Source organism: uncultured Corynebacterium sp. (genome assembly GCF_945649885.1).
GTDB lineage: Bacteria > Actinomycetota > Actinomycetes > Mycobacteriales > Mycobacteriaceae > Corynebacterium.
Map to the genome: position 1 here is coordinate 16,011 of NZ_CALZFS010000003.1, position 18,243 is coordinate 34,253.

Genomic DNA, 18,243 nt, shown 5'->3' on the forward strand with positions numbered 1-18,243 from the left:
GAGAGAAGGTTTTAAGCGTTGACCAGGGCAGCACGTGGGGAGACGGACAACACCGGCTTGAGGGAGACAGCGGCGCCGGCAAGACCGGAGGCAGCCAGGATCAGACAGGGGTAGACGATGGTGGCCGCGGAGATGACCACGGGCAAGGTGCCACTGGCGGCAAGGGCCACCGCTACGGTGAGCAGCGCACCGGCGGTGATACCCATGATCAGCACGATCACCGCCTGGCCGAGGGCATCTGCAACCAGGACACGGCGGGCAGCACCCAGCGCGGAGGACACCGCGATGCCACGCAGACGCTGAATGGTCCACACGGTGAAGAAAGCACCCAGCACCAGACCGGAGATGACATAGAGCATGACGATCATCAGGTTCAGTGACATCTGCTCACCCTGATAGGAGGCAGACGCGGTCCAACGATCAGAGCCGGTCAGGGCAACGGTGCCGTGGGGAAGCTCATCAGCATCTGCTGCAGGCAGGAAAGCACCGGCAGGACCTGCGATGTTACGGACCTCAGCCAGGTTCCGGGCATCAGTGGTGGAGACCATCATGACGGGCAGGTGATCCAGGTAGAGATTGTTGTCGGTCTCGACCACGGATCCGATCATGCCGGAGATACTGCTGTCCAGCAGGGTGGTGGCATCAATCTCTGAAGGCAGGGAAATCTCCCCGGGCTTCAACTCATGGGAGTTCAGGATCATCACCGGGGTGTCGGCGATGCGGTCCCGGATCTGCCACAGCGGTGTGGCCCCGGCATCCTCCAGATCCGCGGTGACACCCGGTGTCAGAGTGGAAGCCGAGAGGGTGGTGGAGCCGGAATCAGCCAGGATGAGATCATCTGTGTCGGCCAGGTCCTTCAATGCGGAGACCGACTGGTGACCCAGACCTGCGGTGAGTGCTGACAGGAATGTCACCAGCACAGCGATCAATCCGACGGTGACGGTAATGAGCAGGGTGCGGCCCTTGGCCGCTCGTAATTCTTTCAGTCCTTGGAACATAGCTCTAAGCTTCGTCTGTGTGAGGCAGGGAAGAATCCGGCCCAGGTCCACTTCCTGACTCCGACCTAAGTCGGATTCACCGACCTACCAACAGCGGTATCCTTTGATAAATGTCCTCCAGCCAACTCACCCTCAACCGGATCAACGGTCTCCATGCCACACTCCGGTGGGGATTACACCTGCTCATCTCAGCACTACTGGTGTTGGTCCTGTGGCGGGCAGAACACTGGAGCATGTGGATCCCGGCAGTCCCCTTCATACTTATCTATTTCGCCGGGAGCCTGTCGGGAGGATACCTGCGCAACCGTCCCCTGATGTGGTTGACTCTGCTGACCCTGGCGTGGATGGTCATGATCTGGGATGGTCCTGAACCCGCCTACCTCGCCTTCCCCATGTTCTTCCTCATCGTCATGGTCACCAGCCCGGTGATCTCCGCCGTGTTCATCCTGGTGATCACCGCGATTGCCATCGCTGCACTGGCAGGACACCTTGGCTGGTCCGTCGGCGTGGTCACCGGTCCCATTCTGGGTGCACTGGTGGCCTGGACCTTGGGAACCGGATTCCGCCTGTTGGGACAAACAGTCACCGAGCTTGTCGACGCCCGCGCCACCGCCCTCGAAGCCTCCCGCACCGCCGGTGAATTAGAGGAACGCACCCGCATCGCCGGGGACATCCACGACACCGTGGCGCAGGGACTATCCTCCATCCAGATGCTGCTCCACGCAGCAGAAAAACGGGTGGATGACCCACAAGCCCTGGCACAGCTGAAACTAGCGCGGGAAACCACAGCAGAAAACCTGGTGGAAACACGCAACATCATCGCAGCCTTACAACCACAACCACTGGTCGGGGCAACCCTGCCCGTCGCCCTGGCCAGAATTGCCTCCACCACCCCCATGGGCAGCGCCATCACCTTTGACATCGACGGTGTACCCCGTGAACTTTCAGCCCAGATCGACCATGATCTGCTGCGCATCGCCCAGACACTCCTGGGCAATGTGGTCCGTCACTCTGGGGCCACCCAGTCCAAGATGACCCTGACCTACCAGCCTGACCAGGTACTATTGGATGTCATTGATAATGGACAGGGCTTTGACCCCGTCGAAATCGCAGACACCAGCCAAGGCTTCGGACTACCCACAGCCAGGCGCAGACTCATGGAACTCGGTGGCACCCTAAGCATTGAATCCACCCCGGGCGGCGGCACTGGTATCTCCGCCAGGATCCCCACCCCGAACCCCACACCATCCACTGAAGATATAAGGAGCACACCTTGATCCGTATCCTGCTTGCCGACGACCACCCGGTGGTCCGCGCCGGGTTGGCCTCATTATTGACAGACCAGCCTGATATTGAGATCGCCGGCATGGTCGGCAGCCCCGATGAAGCAGTGACTCGTGCTGCAGAAGGTGACATTGATCTGGTGCTCATGGACCTGCGATTTGGCGATACCCCAGGGGCAGGGGAAGCCGGTGGGGTCGATGCCACCCGTCGGATCCGCCAGTTGGACAACCCACCCCACGTGTTGGTGGTGACCAATTACTCGACCGACGGTGATGTGGTGGGTGCCGTGTCCGCCGGGGCAGTGGGGTACCTGCTGAAAGACAGTTCCCCGGAAGACCTGGTCGCAGGTGTACGGGAGGCCGCCCGCGGGGAATCTGTGCTGTCCAGACAGGTCGCCAGCAAGATTATGGGCCGGATGAATAATCCGATGACCGCCCTGACACCACGGGAGATTGAGGTGCTTTCACTGGTGGCCCAAGGGCAGAGTAACCGGGAGATCGGCAAGAAGCTCTTCCTCACCGAAGCCACGGTGAAAAGCCACATGGGGCATGTGTTCACCAAGTTGGATGTGATGTCTCGGACAGCAGCTGTGGCTGCTGCCCGTGAACACGGAATCATCTGAAACAAACAGCGGTGTGGGAGCCTAAAACCCACATTGAGCTTTGTTAATCTTCACCCATGAACAAGGTGTGGCGTAGGTCCGTGGTGGCAGCGGTCATGACAGTTGTGATGACTTCGGCAGGTCTTGTGGCCTGCACGCCTCGTCCTGATACCGCAGACCCCGTGGCACAACAGTTCTTGGATTCCTGGGCGGCCCAGGACTATGAGACCCTGTCCACCATCACCGATCAGGGTGCCACCGCAACAGATGTCTTGGGCACCACCTATTCCGGCCTCCAGGCAGAAGATGTTGAACTCACCCTAGATTCTGTGGACTCCCGCGAGACCATTGCCACCGCCTCCTATAACGTCACCTGGAAGCTGCCCCGTGAACGTGAACTGAGCTATGACGCTTCCATGACCCTGACCAAGATGGGTGAGGAATGGGCCGTCCGTTGGCAGCCCTCCCTGGTCCACCCTGATCTTGGCGCCACACAACATCTTGAACTCCGTGCGATCAATGCTCAACGTGCCAACGTTATCTCCTCTGATGGTGCACCTGTCCTGCAACCTGGTGCCATCATCAGGATCCTGGTTGATCCTTCCCAAGCAGCTAACGCCGCGGCAGCCGTCAAACGGGTTGCTGCCGCATTGGAGGACGCTCACGCTGGAGATGAGAAGATCGGACTGATCAACCCGGATGAGGTCATGGAGAACCTGGGGGAGAGCCCTTATTCGTTGACCACTGTTGATGAGAAACTTGGAAGGCAGATTGAACAGGACCTGGGGGGTGTCCCCGGCCTGATCTTCAACGATGAGGCTGCAATGGTCCCCACTGACCCCTCCTTCGCCCCGGATATCGTCTCCCGTGTCTCCAGGATTGTGAATGAGGAATTGGATGGATCCAATGGCTGGCGGGTTTCCATTGTTACCGCCAATGGTGCGGTGATTGATGATGTTGTCTATAACGCCCCTGAATTAGCGCCGAGTGTGCGGATCAGCCTGGACCATGACATCCAGCGGGCTGCCCAGGAAGCTGTGGATCTCCGGCAGGAGATGAAGGCCATGCTTGTGGCCATCCGTCCCTCCAACGGTGAAATCCTGGCCGTGGCGCAGACTAGGGAGGCAGACAAGGATGGTGATGTTGCCCTGATGGGCATGTACCCACCGGGCTCCACCTTCAAGATCATCACCGCAGCAGCAGGCATCCAGAACCAGGGCTATACCCCCAACTCCACCGTTCCCTGTCCCGGCACGATGAATATCTACGGCCGCATCGTCACCAACTATAACGGCTTCTCACTGGGTAATACCTCGCTGGACCATGCCTTTGCCTCATCCTGTAACACCACATTCGCGGAGATGTCCACGAACCTGGCACCGGGGGAATTGCAGGATGTGGCCAAGCAGTTTGGACTCGGCGTTGACTATGAAATTCCAGGACTGGACACCATCACCGGCAGTGTTCCGGAAGGTGAGACCCCACTGGAGCGCACTGAAGCCGGTTATGGCCAGGGCCTCGACCTGGCCAGCCCCTTCGGCATGGCGTTGGTCTCTGCAGCAGCGGCTACCGGAAAGACCCCGGTGCCAGTGCTGATCTCGGGACATGAAACAACCGTCAGCGAAGATATCCCCGCCCCGGATCCAGCCATGATCTCCCAATTACAGGGCATGATGGCCTCTGTGGTCAACACCGGTACCGGCCGCGGTATGCAGCAGACCGGTGGGCAGGTCTATGCCAAGACTGGTGAAGCTGAGATCAATGCAGGCTCACATGCCTGGTTCACCGGCTACCGCGAAGATGACATTGCCTTTGCCACCCTCGTTGTCCTGGGCGGTGGATCAGAAACAGCCACCGCTGTCACCGATCACTTCTTCATCCGCCTGGATGAGATGAGAACCAGCAGGGAGATCACCCCGCCCGTAACTAATGAGGCACAAGGCTAGGTTTTCCTGCCACTGCTGGTGAAGGGCCGGTGAGGAGACCGTAGGGTGCTTCCGTCATACCGCCGTGCCCTGGGTGAAGGATCCGGGTTCGGTCCTCTGAAGGGCGGGGGACTACCATGGATTTCATGTCTACACTGCGTGCACCCCTAGTTCCCGGTAAGCCCACCCCGATCAGAGAAGTTCCAGCACATATTGAACGTCCTGAATACGTGTGGAAAGACGAGGTCCAGGAGGCCATCGGAGAGCCCTTCGTCCAACCTCACGATGTTATTGAAGCGATGCGTGAAACCTCCCGCATCGCTGCTAATGCCCTCAAGGTTGCCGGTGCCGCTGTGAAACCAGGTGTCACCACCGATGAGGTCGACCGTATTGCTCACGAGTACATGTGTGATCACGGTGCCTACCCCTCTGACCTCGGCTACCGTGGTTTCACCAAGTCCACCTGCATTTCCCTCAATGAGATTGTTTGCCATGGTATCCCGGACAGCACGGTCATTGAAGATGGTGATATCGTCAACATTGACGTCACCGCGTTCAAACACGGTGTCCACGGTGACTGCAACGCCACCTTCCTCTCCGGCAACGTTGCTGAGGAGCACCGTCTCCTGGTGGAACGCACTGAGGAAGCCATGATGCGCAGTATCCGTGCGGCCAAGCCAGGCCGTGAGATCAATGTGATCGGCCGGGTCATCGAGTCCTATGCCAAACGTTTCGGTTATAACGTGGTCCAGGACTTCACCGGCCACGGCATCGGCCCCACCTTCCATAACGGCCTGGTTGTCCTGCACTATGACAACACCCAGTACCGCGATATCCTCGTGCCGGGCATGACCCTGACCATCGAACCGATGATCAACCTGGGATCCCTTGATTATGAGATCTGGGATGATGGCTGGACGGTCCAGAACATCGACCGGAAATTCACTGCCCAGTTCGAGCACACCATCGTGATCACTGAAGATGGCAATGAAATTCTCACCATCGCAGATGAGAACGTCTAGCACCCACTAGGACTGAAGGCCTCGCCCTGCTGATCGACGGGAGTACCTCTGATGCGGGTAAAATCCCTCATCACAGCCGGACTTTGCCGGGCATTGTCCAGGGCAGGCTGCAACGTCGCGCAATTCAAGTCGCTGAGCATCCCCAATAACTCCGTGCCTACACCTGACGGCGGAGAAATCGGGCCTGCCCAGGCACTGTCCTGTGGTCTGGATCCCTCAGCGGATTTCAATCCGGACCTGTCCACAATCGGTTCCGACAACCGCTCTGAGCTGATCATCAGGGGGCAGGCTTAGGGGACACACGGGGTAGTGGATCATGATAACCATCTGGATCTCCGTGAACACTTTGACCTGGTGATCTGCGAGTGATCTGGATCAGTGGCGGAGGTCAATCTGTGCAACACTGATTGTGCGAACTTTGGCCTCGCGCAGGAAGCTCAGATTCCTGTGCATATCGTCGGTGACATTGATCGAGGGGAGTACTAGCCCACCTCTTCGGCATCCATGCCATTATTTCTGATGAGAACCGTGAACTAATCAGCGGATTTGTGATCAACAAGTTCTGCGGTGATCACACCCTCCTTCATTCTGGCCTGCACGAGCTGGAAGCGCTCACCGGTATGGACACCAAAGCGGCTATTTCCTCCAGATGCACACCAGCGGGGGTGGTTGCCGGTCAGACTGTTCAGAAGCCGGTGGGAAACCAACGGCAGATGATGACGCAGTACCTCATCACCGTGAGCCAGATTGGGCCTGGCTCATCCACCCGGGTGGATGGGCTGCAGCTTTTCGACGCCCACACGGTCTTCGATTCCACCTATCCCGTGATGATCAGCCATGATGACGGATCCTATGAGGCACACCGGGGCGAGATCCGGCCAAATAATGAACAGCCCTGGGGCGGTGCTGGAGGATCTCATGACAGGTATTCTTTGGCACACAGCGTCATGGTTAGCTGAACAACAGTATGACTCGCCGGGAGTTCCTCGCCGAGATAGCCTCGCTGGTGGGAAAAACTGGGTTTGTTGTCAGGCACGGACACCTGCTTCCATCAGCGTCGCCTACAGCAGTTGGACCTGAGCGCAGATGTTCTGGAAGAACACTGGGACCTTGATCAACTTCTTGATGAGGTGGCCAGTCCAGACACTGTGGCCAGCACACCGGAGATCATATAGGTCCAGGCCACCAATACAGGTGAAAGCCAGGGCCAGGGAATCTGATCGGGGAGTAGCGCCAGTCCGATCATGTAGATCATCAGCAGGGTCATCAGCGTGGCCGGAATCAGCAGGAGCCATCCGGGACCCGTTGTCGGCCTGCGTCGTACCGCCCTGGCCAGGGGGAAAATATTTCCCACAATCGCGGTTAGTGCGGCAAGTGAAATCAAAGTGATGGTTGCTGTGTTGTCAGCACCCAATGACAGCCACACTGTAGCAGCAGCTCCACCGGTGGCCAGTAACGTCGGGCCAATCCATTTTAAGGGAAGTTGCCCGAGTCCTCCCAGATAACAGGCCAGGGCGGCAACAGGCATGAGATAGAAGGTGGAGATCAGCCCTGCTGTGCTCAGCAGGGCTGAATCCCCGATCCTGGCAACAGCTACCAGGATGCCCAGGGCAAGAATGACGAATCCGCCTAGGGCCGACAACCACTGATAGATGCGGGGGGCAGAACGGTGGCGGAGCTGGGCGATCAATGAAGCGGCACCCAGTGCCACCCCGGCGGCAGACACTACTGAGTAGATCGGGCTGCCTGGAATCAGCGCTGCGGCAATTACTGCCAGGAACACAGCACCGGCTGTGGCGATGCTGGCTGTAGCTGCACGGATATCCCGGTCACGGGGAAGGGGAGTCAATGAACCGTGAAGGGAAGGGGTGGTCACGTCGTGGTTCTAATTTCTTCCTGAATAAGGGGTGTTGATATGGATCAAGTCTACCGAGGGGCGATGTTTTTGTGGTTATCGGCCCCCGGGGTAGCTGGCAGGGTGGAATGCAAAAAGAGCACTCACCGTGATGGTGAATGCTCTTAGCGTGAAGTGTTGATCAACTGATCAACAACGGTTTACTTGATGATGCCGTTGTACTTCATGAAATTGACGATTGGGAAGACGATCATGCCGAGAACGCCACCAACGGTGACGATGTCGAATGCCTTCTCCCAAGCGCGGAGCCAGCGTGGGGCATCCTCGTCGGAGTCATTGCGGGAGGAACCGAAAGCATCGATGCCGTATCCCTCTTCGTCAGCGTCGAGGTCCTTGCCCCAGTCAGAAGCGGTGGAACCGTTATCGCGGACCATGTCAACGATTCCTGGGGTCTCGTCGGTTGCGGCGTCTTCCTGAGCGGAAGCAGCGGTGACGCCACCCAGGGAGATGGCTGCTGCGGAAACAATTGCGATAGCAGAATTGCGGAACTTGCGCATTTTTTTGCGTACCTTTCGGGTGGTGCAGTGAGAGTGGGAAGTGACTTACTTGAGAACGCCGGTGTAAACCAGGTAGTTGTAAGCGGGGAAGATGACAACGCCGAGCAGGGAGGCAATGCCGCCCATCCAGGTCAGGTCGTACATGTTCTGAACCCAAGCTGGCTGGTTCTCGCGGTCGTCAATTTCGCCGAAGATGTCCTCGCCAGTTGCTGGCAGGTCAGCATCCCACTCATCGCCCACGCCAGCGAAACCGCCGGAGGAGAGAGCAGAGAAACCGGAAGAGAGGTTAGAGGTGGTGTCCTCTTCCTGTGCGAAAGCAGCGGAAGCGGTGCCCAGTGACAGGGCAATTGCAGTAACGCCGGCAACTGCAGCGGTGCGGAAAGAACGCATGAGAAAGTCCTTTAAAGTTAGTAGCATTTTCCCTCCAAAGCGGAGGGGTGAACATAGCAATCAGCGACTCCTAACCAACGAAGTGTTGATTTTCAGATAACGCCTAGCTAGTAGTGTACCTAGAGTTTAAAACCATGGTGCGAATTTTCAGAATGTTTCCTGAAAATTCAATCAAGCTTCAGACTCTATGCTCAGATCTTCCCAACTGGTTGTCAGGTAATCCAACGGGGAGAAGTTTATACACGTTTGCTGATCATTCAAGCCACGGGGGGAGTGTCAAGGGGTGATTTCCAGGGTTGGATTTTGCCCTTTTTCCTGCCCGTTTGCTGTGTGTGGATTCCTGTGAACTGGCTGGGTTATCAGATCGGCTAGTCGGTTGGTTAGTGCCTGTATGTTCGGCAGCTCGTGGAGAGCTGGTTCTGAATCTAGAGGTCAAGTCCCAAAAGAGCGTTCTCAATTACTTCTGGTAGAGCGGGGTGGATCCAGTACTGCTGGGTAGCGACCTCGCGGAGATCCAGATCAAAGGCCATGACTGTGATCAGCTGTTGGATCAATGTGGAAGCCTGGGGGCCGATGAGATGTGCGCCCAGCAGTTTGCCGGTGTCCCTGTCAGCGATCAATTTGACGAAGCCGGTGGAGTCCTCCATCGCCCAGCCGTACGCAACGTCACCGTAATTCTGAATTTTAATACTCAGGTTGTACTCAGCTTCACGCGCTTCTTCTTCTGTCAGTCCGACTTGAGCGATCTGTGGGTTGGTGAACACCGCTGCAGGAACATGCTTATGCGGCATGGGGCGAAGATCATCCGGGTTTAACAGGTTGTGCTTGACCGCACGCATCTCTGCATTGGCCACATGCTTCAGCTTGTAGGGGCTGGAGACATCTCCCAGGGCCCAGACGCCCGCAGATGTAGTACGACCAAATTCATCAACCTGGATGCTGCGACCATCCATGTCGATGCCGCCCTTGTCCAGGTCCATCTGGTCACCGTTGGGTGTGCGGCCGGTGGCAACCAGCAGTGCATCGGCTTCCAGATTCTCACCAGAACTGAGGGTGATGTCGAGGGAGCCACTGGATTTCTCCGCCACATCAGTCACCAGGGTGGACATGCGGATACCAAAACGATCTTGGGAAAGTTCGGCGATACGGGTGGAAATATCGGCATCCGAACCACGAAGGAGAACCTCGGAACGGTTGATGATGGTCACCTTCGTGCCCAGTGAGGCAAACACATGGGCAAACTCAAGCGCAATGAAACCCCCACCGACAATCACAAGGGATTCCGGCAGCTCAGGAAGCCTCATGATGTCTTCATTGGTGTAGTAGCGGGCGCCGGAATCCTTGATTGCCGACGGGACGAACGGGCGGGAGCCTGTGGCGATGACAATCTGATCGCCCGTGATGATCTTCTCCTCACCGGCCTGCCCTGTTGCGATGGTTTTATCACCGACAAACTTGGCATGCATGTCATAGACATCGATGTTGGGGGTCTCTGGGCCCCGTCGATATGCTTCGCCACCCTGGGCGATGGGGTCGATGCGCTTGTCAAAGACACGTTTCACAATGGAAGGCCAATCCACACCGTTATAAGTGGCGTCAATGCCGAACTTCTCTGCACCACTGATTGCCTTGGCGACATCTGCTGCGTAGACATACATCTTGGTCGGGATGCACCCAACATTCAGACAGGTGCCACCGAACACCCCTTTTTCCACGATGGCAATCGACTTGTCATCAAATTCCGGGCCGGGGATGGAATTACCGGAGCCTGTTCCGATGATGATGAGGTCATAGTGCTGGGGTGTGGTCATGGAAATGGAACTCCTGTGATGAAAGAGGGTACGGATAGGGAAAATAAAGATAGTGGAAACCCTGCACGACCTGTCAGGGGAAAGATCCACAGGGGAGCGTGTGAGTTGTCCACCACTGTTCAGAGCAGGGAGCAGCCCACAGGTATGGGGGATTGTCCTGCGAAAATCCTTGAACAGCATAAAAATTCTTGGACTACATCCCCTGCAACAACTCTGGAGGGAATTTAGTTCCCTCCCAGTATCTCAGGGATTTGAATGCTCTAACCCCGAGGTGTGATCGTTCCCCCTGGTTTTGAGCCAGTCCAACATGACTGTCTGTGCCTGTTCGCGGACTGGTTTGAGGGAGAGGAAGACATCATGGCGGGCCCCGTCAAGTGGGCGCACAGTAACTCGTGACCCAGGCCTGCTCAGGTGTGGAGACCATTTCTTAATATGCTCCACGTCCAGGACGGCATCGTTTGAGTGGATTTCCGGTCCTTCCTTTCGTGTGAGGTAGGAAGTAGCTGAACACAGGGTCAGTACATCCATGTCCACATTGATGGTGTCCCGGTGGATGGCGACATGACCGGCCATGATGGCACGTAACCATCCGACGTTCTTCCGGTGTCCTTCAATGGGCTTCAGTGTTACATCGAAGTTCCATTCCCCTTCGTGATCCCGGTGGATGGAACGGCCATAGGTGCCCAGGCCATCACTGGGCAGAACCCTTAAGGGTTGACGCCTGCCCAGCCAGTTGATGACCGGTCGGGCAGCTTTGACCAGTCGGGGAGGGTGCATCATGTCCAACCAGGGACTGTTGAGAATCAGTCCTGTGATCTGTGCGTGCCTATCGGGTGCAGTTTTTCTCATATGATCCAACCAGAGCGGGGTAATGAGGCCGCCGGTGGAGTGTGCGACCGGAAAGAAGGCTGGATGGTGCTGCGCCGTGATTATGTCGGTGGCAGCGTTGAGGTCAGGGAAATAATAGGACAGGTCTGACACGTAGTGCCAGAGTTGCCCTGGCCGGTGGGAGCGACCGCATTTGCGTAGATCAAGGGCATAGATGGCATAACCCTGGGAATGGAAGAATTCAGCAAACTCGGTATGGAAGAAGTAGTCCGTCATTCCGTGAATCCACAACAGTGCGGGACGTTGGAGGAATTCGGCGAGATCAGTTCCTTCAGGAAGGTGGCGCACCAGGGTTGCGTAGACATCAGTTTCGTTGTCCGGGTCTGATCCCAGGGGGATGGTCAGATTCTGGTAATTGCTTCCCAAGATGTCTTCCCGCCACCCAGCAGAGTCCAGGGCGGTTTCATTGGTGCCACCTTCAGTGTTTAGTCCCATGCCAACCAAGATAGGTCAAAGGTCATGCCTCATGAGTATGGGCACCTGGGCTTCTGGGGGTGAGGCGTAGGTAGATAGAAGGTGCACAGGGGCCCTGGAGTTCAGCGGTCGGCAGCGCGGTGAGCACTGCCGGAGTGGCACAGAACATTAAAGGGGGTGGTCAGAGGGGTGGGTTGAAAACGGATCGGCTAGTTTAAATTGAGGGTATTTACGTACCCCTGTTCCGGCAGGCGTACACTACCTAGCTACGGACAACGTGCACCTGTGTGGCCTTGATGACGTCAGGGGACAGGTGTGTGCCAAGCGTTGCAGTCAATTCGTCCTGTACATAAGCAGTGTGAAGCACCATAAGTGATGCACCTGCTGGTGTTCGGCAGACAACTCGCGGAGATAAAAGGAAGTTGAACATGTCAGATTCCCCGAAGAACGCACAGAAGGTCACCGACGAGGCTGATGTAGTCCTCGTTGGTGCTGGAATCATGAGCGCCACTCTCGGCGCTATGTTGCGCCAGCTGGAGCCAAACTGGTCCCAGGTGATCTTTGAGCGTTTGGATGGAGCGGCACAGGAGTCGTCCTCCCCGTGGAACAACGCCGGTACCGGACACTCAGCGCTGTGTGAGCTCAACTACACGCCTGAGAAAAACGGCAAGATCGACATCTCCAAGGCTGTCGATATCAATGAGAAGTTCCAGGTGTCCCGCCAGTTCTGGGCGCACCAGGTTGAAGAGGGAATTCTTTCTGATCCCTCGGAGTTCATCAACGCCGTTCCCCATGTGTCCTTCGGCACCGGTGCGGACCAGGTTGAGTACATCAAGAACCGTTTCAATGCACTGAAGGATCACCCTCTCTTCCCGGGGATGGAGTACTCCGACGAGGAGGCTACCTTCTCCGAGAAGCTACCTCTCATGGCTGAGGGCCGTGACTTCTCCAAGCCGGTTGCCATCTCCTGGATTAACGAGGGCACCGACATCAACTACGGTTCCCAGACCAAGCAGTTCCTCAAGGCTGCCCAGGATGGCGGCACCGATATCCGCTATGGCCATGAGGTCAAGGACATCAAGCAGGATGGTTCCAAGTGGAAGGTCACCGTCAAGAACGTCCACACCGGTGACACCCAGACCATCCGTGCGAACTTCGTATTCGTCGGCGCTGGCGGCATGGCTCTGCCACTGCTGCAGAAAGCAGGCATCCCCGAGATCCGTGGCTTCGGTGGTTTCCCGGTGTCCGGCCAGTGGCTGCGTTGCACCAATGAGGAACTCATTGAGAAGCACGCTGCCAAGGTCTACGGCAAGGCATCCGTTGGTGCCCCACCGATGTCTGTTCCACACCTGGACACCCGCGTGATCGATGGCGAGAAGGGCCTTCTCTTCGGTCCCTATGCCGGCTGGACCCCGAAGTTCCTCAAGGAGGGCTCCAACCTGGACCTGTTCACCTCCTTGAACCCATCCAACCTGACCTCCATGGTCGGCGTCGGTGTGCAGGAACTCGGTCTGACCAAGTACCTGGTCACTGAGGTTGTCAAGGACCAGAAGGCTCGCATGGAAGCTCTGCGCGAGTACATGCCTGATGCCAAGGATGAAGACTGGGAGCTGATCACCGCTGGTCAGCGCGTTCAGGTAATCAAGCCTGTGGGTGCCCCACGCTTTGGTTCCCTGGAATTCGGCACCACCCTGATCAACAACTCCGAGGGGTCCATCGCCGGTCTGCTCGGCGCGTCCCCGGGAGCATCCATTGCTCCTGCCGCAATGATCGAGCTGCTCGAGCGTTGTTTCGGTGACCGCATGATCGACTGGGGCGAGAAGCTCCATGAAATGGTTCCTTCCTACGGCAAGAAGCTCACCAATGAGCCTGAACTGTTTGCTGAGCAGTGGGCACGTACCCAGAAGACCTTGAAGCTCGAAGAGGCATAAAAGTCCCTTTTCTTCCACCACACGCCCCTCCCCTGTGACACCAGCACTGGTGTCACAGGGGAGGGGCGTGTGGTGTTGTGGAACCTGATGCTTGTCGACGCTCACCCCTGTGCCACTGGTGGGGAGTATCCTGTGGGGCATGCAGAGAATAATCCCGAACATCTGGTGCAGCGGCAATGCAGATGAGGTCGCTGCATTCTACGAATACGCCTTCGAATCAGTCCCCGGAGGAATAGTCATCCGGTCGGTGGAGCAGTATCCACAGGAGGGACTGCTTGACTTGCAGGAGGACCTGGCAGGGGAGACACTATCCATCACCCTGGAGATCAGTGGTTTCCGCATCGTCCTGATCAATTCCGGTGATGAAATCCGTCCGACCCCGGCCTTGAACTTCATGCTGAATTTTGATCCCCTCATGGGCTCTGACATGGACAAGGTACAAAGCCTTGTCTGGGATCGTCTGAAGGAAGACGGTCGCGTGCTCATGGAGTTGGGGGAGTATCCCTTCAGCCAGAGCTACGGCTGGGTGGAGGACAGATTCGGGGTGGGGTGGCAACTGATTTCCACTGATCCGGAAGGGGCAGCCCGCCCCTTTGTCCTCCCATCATTAATGTTTGGTGGAGCAGCCCAGAACAAGGCTGCTGCAGCCCAGGAGCAGTGGGTGGAGGCATTTCCTGATTCCAGTGTGGGAGCACGCGCATATTATCCGGAACCCACAGGCCCCGCTGAAGAAGGTGCGTTGATGTTCTCAGAGTTCCAGTTGGCTGGTCAGTGGTTCACCGCCATGGATTCCGGGGTTGAACAGCAGGAGTCCTTCACCCCGGGAGTGTCTCTGATGTTTGAGGCTGATGGGCAGGAGGAACTGGACCGTGTCTGGGAGGCACTCTCAGCTGTGCCGGAGGCGGAACAATGCGGTTGGCTGGTGGATCAGTTCGGGGTGAGCTGGCAGATTGTACCGAGCATCCTCGGTGAACTACTCACACACCCTGGGGCGTTTGAGAAGTTGATGAACATGAAGAAGATCGAAATGAAGGATTTCACCACTCCATGACAACACCGGGTCTGGTCCTTACAGGACTATCTTCCGGCAGTGGACAACTCGATATCCTTGATGACCTGTGCAGCCACCTAGACATATCTCACACCATCGCCTGTTTTAGCGCTGGCATGGTTGTACCCGGGTTCCGCCTACTGGATCCGGTGATGTGTGGAGTGGAGACAACAGTTGATCTCTACACAGAAGCCAGCCAGGGTGCGGATGTGGCGGTGATCATAGGACCCGGTGGGCTTTTTGATGCCCCACAGCTTCCCGGGGATCACACCAGCATGTCGGACACGGCGCCGGCGTCACCTGCCCACCTGGCAGTCCTCCTCGGGCTGCCGGTGGTGCTGGTTGTTGATGTCACTGGGATGTTCCAAACGGTTGGTGCTGTGATCAAGGGGATGACCATGATGGATCCGGAGGTGCGGATCCAGGGGGTGATCCTGACAGGATATGCCACTGCAACACACCGGGAGATGTGCCGTGTGGCCGTGGAAGCTCAGGGTGTCTGGGTGGTGGACAGCATGGATGAGATTGTCCAACTCGCTGAGCATCCGACAGCAGGTGACAATGTCGCTGGTACCGGGGGTGACAAGCCAGGCGTCGATAAGTGTCCCGGTGACCCGGTGGTCGCGTTGAACACCGGTGCATCGCCGGAGTGGCAGGATGTGCTCGGTGCTCTGGGAGCCTGTGTGGTGGACTTTGATCCCCTCACGGAAGATATTCCGGCATGTGATGGTCTGATCATCGATGGCGCGACAGCCCCGGATCTGGAGCGATATGTTGCCAGCACCAGACCATTGTATGTTCAGGGGCCTGCTGCCTGGCAGGTGGCTCACCAGCTCGGGGTGGATGCGGATGCCGGTGCTAATGAGCCTGGTCTTTACCGGGAAGCTGTGTCCTTGACGGGCTCAGTGATGTTTCCCGCAGGTCAACGAGTGGTGGGTGTTGATACAGCCGGAGCAATCCTGACGGAGGCTGCTGGTTGGGACCCTGTGTGGGCCTGGCGCAGCAATGATGGACAAGTGGTGCGGGAGGGTTTCCACCGGGGAAATATAGCCGCCACCGCATTACGCATTCACCCCGCTGCGGTGATTAGGACACCTGCCATCGCAAGTTTCCTGGCGGCGTGTACCCACTAAGTTCCACAAAATGTCATGTAGTCCTCCTCAAAGCCATCTGGGCTGGGTTGCTCAAAGCTCTCAGACCCCGGCTGGCGGTCAAAGGGATTGAGCACCCGCGCCAGAAGTTCATGGAATGCCTCCCACTCACCGGCAACTGCCTGTTCCAGGGCAGCCTCCACCAGGTGGTTACGTGGGATGTAGACGGGGTTGATCTGTTGCATCGCCGTGACATCAGGATCATGGCCTAACCAGCGCTGGGTCCAATCCTCAAATCCTTCAGGGGCAACAGAATTGCTGTCCCAGTCACTCAAGGTCCGGTTCATGGTGGTCAGGTCAGGGGAGTGGGTGCGTAGAAGCTCCAGATAATCCTTGACCAGTTGATACACACCATCAAGTGAGGGATCCAGACCTAAGCTGAGTGCCATCTCCTGATGGAAGGCTTCCTGGTAGCGATCATTATAGGTACCCATGATGTGCTGGGCCTGCTCCATTCCTTCATCAGGAGTCTCACCGAGCAGCGGAATCAGCGTTTCCACCAGACGTGCCAGATTCCATCCCAGGATCACCGGCTGGTTGGCAAACATATACCGGGAGTGGTGATCAATGGAACTGAACACAGCGTCATCGCGGTAGCGCTCCATGAAGGCACACGGACCATAATCAATGGTTTCCCCCGACACCAGGGTGTTATCGGTATTGAGCACCCCATGGACGAAGCCAAGCCGCATCCATTTTGCTGCGGTATCAGCTTGGGCCTGCATGATTAATTCAAACATCGTGCTGTACAACTGCGGTGAGGGTTCTACCTCTGCACCGGCTTCCCCAGACAGCTGTGGGAAGTGACGCATGATCACATGGTCAGCCAGGCGACGGGATAGATCCACCCCACCGGAGATATTGGCGTACTGAAAGGAACCGACACGGATATGGCTGCTGGCCACCCGCACCAGAACCGCGCCGGGCATGACCATCTCACGTTGGACCTTTCTGCCGGTGGTGATCACAGCCAGTGACCGTGTGGTGGGAACCCCCAGGGCCGCCATGGCCTCGGAAATGATGTATTCACGCAGAACTGGACCCACGGCGGAACGACCATCGGCACCGCGTGAATAAGGGGTCCGACCAGAGCCTTTGAGGTGGATATCCCGCAGGACCCCGTCGGTGGACGGGGCCTCGCCCAGCAGGAGCGCGCGACCATCACCCAGACTGGGGACAAACTGTCCAAACTGATGTCCGGCATAGCCCTGCGCCACCATCTTCGTGGTCGGTTCCGGGTTGCGGCCGAGTAGGAAATCAACACCTGCATCGGTGCGTAGCCAATCCGGATCCATTCCCAAAAGGCGCGCGAGATCCTCATTGAGGACCACCAGGGTGGGGTCAGGTTGCTCTTCACCCTGCCAATCAGTGGCCATTTCCGGGAGGTCTTTCGCGAAACGTGCCTCGAGGGTGAACGGTGCCGAGTTGTGATCTGATGAGGATGTGTTCGGACTCGTAGGGGTACTCATGGTGCCAGCCTAGCGATATGCACCGGCTAGGATATTGATCCATGAGTTTCGACGAATCCCCTCATCTCACTTCGTCCATCCAGAGTGTCACGCTCATCGGAGGTGGGCCGGGTGCATGGGACCTGATCACCGTGCGCGGTATGAACCGGCTGCAGGAGGCAGATGTCATCCTGGCAGACCACCTCGGGCCCACCAATGAACTGGACAAGCTCTGCGATATCTCCACTAAGGAGCTCGTGGATGTATCCAAACTTCCCTATGGGCGACAAGTTACCCAGGACCGCATCAATGAGATGCTCGTGGACTATGCCCAGGCCGGAAAGAAGGTCGTCCGCCTCAAGGGAGGAGACCCTTATGTTTTCGGCCGGGGTTTTGAAGAACTGGCCCACCTTGCGGAACATGGCATCACCTGTGAGGTGATCCCCGGGGTGACTAGTGCGATCTCTGTGCCGGGTGCTGCGGGTGTGCCGATCACCCAGCGTGGGGTGGTGCATTCCTTCACGGTGATCTCCGGACACCTGCCACCCGGTCATGAGAACTCGCTTCTGGACTGGGACGCATTGGCTAAAAGTGGTGGAACACTATCCGTGATCATGGGCGTGAAGAACGCTCCGAAGATCGCCACCGCACTCATGGCAGGCGGGCTATCACCTCAGACTCCGGTGGCCATCATCCAGGAGGGAACCCTGGCAGCCCAGAAATCTGTTCGCTGTTCCCTGGAGGAACTGGGAACGGTGATGGTGGAGGAAGGCATCAAACCACCAGCAGTCTATGTCATCGGAGAGGTCGCCGGACTCTCGAGTTCCCTGTAAAAACTCCCGAACCTGCAACGCCACAATGTTCGTGATACGGACGAATTTTTACCCGCGTTGGGGGTAAAACATCGCTCAGTGCCC

15 protein-coding genes and 1 pseudogene are annotated in these 18,243 nt (G+C 57.3%); 9 read left to right on the forward strand and 7 right to left on the reverse strand.

The features are described 5' to 3' along the window. Positions 1 to 11: 11 nt before the first annotated feature. Entirely contained in the window at positions 12 to 998 is a 987-nt protein-coding gene (locus Q0M74_RS00645; protein ID WP_293950768.1) for an ABC transporter permease, read from the reverse strand. Positions 999 to 1,108: 110 nt separating this feature from the next. Here Q0M74_RS00645 and Q0M74_RS00650 point away from each other — a divergent pair, with 110 nt between their 5' ends. The 5 genes and pseudogenes from Q0M74_RS00650 (at position 1,109) to Q0M74_RS13855 (ending at position 7,005) form a co-directional block, all read left to right on the forward strand. Next, complete coding sequence (locus tag Q0M74_RS00650) at positions 1,109 to 2,275, forward strand: sensor histidine kinase (protein WP_293950770.1); 1,167 nt, start codon at positions 1,109 to 1,111, stop codon at positions 2,273 to 2,275. Next, a complete protein-coding gene (locus Q0M74_RS00655; RefSeq protein WP_293950772.1) occupies positions 2,272 to 2,904 on the forward strand; it encodes a response regulator transcription factor in 633 nt (210 codons plus the stop codon). The genes Q0M74_RS00650 and Q0M74_RS00655 overlap by 4 nt, the downstream gene beginning before the upstream one ends. A 56-nt stretch (positions 2,905 to 2,960) precedes the next feature. Further along, a complete protein-coding gene (locus tag Q0M74_RS00660; protein WP_293950773.1) occupies positions 2,961 to 4,829 on the forward strand; it encodes a penicillin-binding transpeptidase domain-containing protein in 1,869 nt (622 codons plus the stop codon). A 125-nt stretch (positions 4,830 to 4,954) separates the two neighbouring features. Beyond that, a complete protein-coding gene (gene map / locus Q0M74_RS00665) occupies positions 4,955 to 5,830 on the forward strand; it encodes a type I methionyl aminopeptidase (protein WP_293950775.1) in 876 nt (291 codons plus the stop codon). A 26-nt stretch (positions 5,831 to 5,856) separates the two neighbouring features. Further along, positions 5,857 to 7,005: pseudogene (locus Q0M74_RS13855) on the forward strand (hypothetical protein). Here the strand turns inward: Q0M74_RS13855 and Q0M74_RS00680 are convergent. From Q0M74_RS00680 to Q0M74_RS00700, 5 genes are all read right to left on the reverse strand, one after another. Continuing rightward, positions 6,945 to 7,706 carry a hypothetical protein gene (locus Q0M74_RS00680; RefSeq protein WP_293950781.1) on the reverse strand — a complete coding sequence of 254 codons (762 nt, stop codon included), beginning with the start codon at positions 7,704 to 7,706 and terminating at the stop codon, positions 6,945 to 6,947. The pseudogene Q0M74_RS13855 and the gene Q0M74_RS00680 overlap by 61 nt on opposite strands. Positions 7,707 to 7,885: 179 nt before the next feature. Further along, positions 7,886 to 8,242: a hypothetical protein gene (locus Q0M74_RS00685; RefSeq protein ID WP_293950783.1), complete on the reverse strand. Its 357-nt coding sequence runs from the start codon at positions 8,240 to 8,242 to the stop codon at positions 7,886 to 7,888. Between the two features lie 45 nt (positions 8,243 to 8,287). Further along, a complete protein-coding gene (locus Q0M74_RS00690) occupies positions 8,288 to 8,632 on the reverse strand; it encodes a hypothetical protein (RefSeq protein ID WP_293950785.1) in 345 nt (114 codons plus the stop codon). A gap of 425 nt (positions 8,633 to 9,057) precedes the next feature. Next, entirely contained in the window at positions 9,058 to 10,443 is a 1,386-nt protein-coding gene (gene mtr / locus Q0M74_RS00695) for a mycothione reductase (protein ID WP_293950787.1), read from the reverse strand. 243 nt (positions 10,444 to 10,686) lie between these two features. Further along, positions 10,687 to 11,766, reverse strand: a complete 1,080-nt coding sequence (locus Q0M74_RS00700) for an alpha/beta hydrolase (protein WP_293950789.1) — start codon at positions 11,764 to 11,766, stop codon at positions 10,687 to 10,689. 407 nt (positions 11,767 to 12,173) lie between these two features. Here Q0M74_RS00700 and mqo point away from each other — a divergent pair, with 407 nt between their 5' ends. The 3 genes from mqo (at position 12,174) to Q0M74_RS00715 (ending at position 15,860) form a co-directional block, all read left to right on the forward strand. Next, entirely contained in the window at positions 12,174 to 13,676 is a 1,503-nt protein-coding gene (gene mqo, locus Q0M74_RS00705) for a malate dehydrogenase (quinone) (protein ID WP_293950791.1), read from the forward strand. A gap of 139 nt (positions 13,677 to 13,815) precedes the next feature. Next, a complete protein-coding gene (locus Q0M74_RS00710; RefSeq protein ID WP_293950793.1) occupies positions 13,816 to 14,727 on the forward strand; it encodes a VOC family protein in 912 nt (303 codons plus the stop codon). Then, the gene (locus Q0M74_RS00715; protein ID WP_293950795.1) at positions 14,724 to 15,860 is read left to right on the forward strand and encodes a hypothetical protein; all 1,137 of its coding nucleotides are present in this window, start codon (positions 14,724 to 14,726) and stop codon (positions 15,858 to 15,860) included. The genes Q0M74_RS00710 and Q0M74_RS00715 overlap by 4 nt, the downstream gene beginning before the upstream one ends. On the opposite strand, the gene Q0M74_RS00720 is transcribed toward Q0M74_RS00715, so the two are convergent. Further along, positions 15,857 to 17,347, reverse strand: coding sequence for a YdiU family protein (locus Q0M74_RS00720; protein WP_293950797.1), 1,491 nt, complete (start codon positions 17,345 to 17,347; stop codon positions 15,857 to 15,859). The two genes, Q0M74_RS00715 and Q0M74_RS00720, sit on opposite strands and share 4 nt — an antisense overlap. A gap of 41 nt (positions 17,348 to 17,388) precedes the next feature. On the opposite strand from Q0M74_RS00720, the gene cobA reads away from it, so the two are divergent. Beyond that, positions 17,389 to 18,159 (forward strand): uroporphyrinogen-III C-methyltransferase, encoded by a 771-nt coding sequence (gene cobA / locus Q0M74_RS00725; RefSeq protein ID WP_293950799.1) that lies wholly within the window; start codon positions 17,389 to 17,391, stop codon positions 18,157 to 18,159. The last annotated feature ends 84 nt before the right edge of the window (positions 18,160 to 18,243 follow it).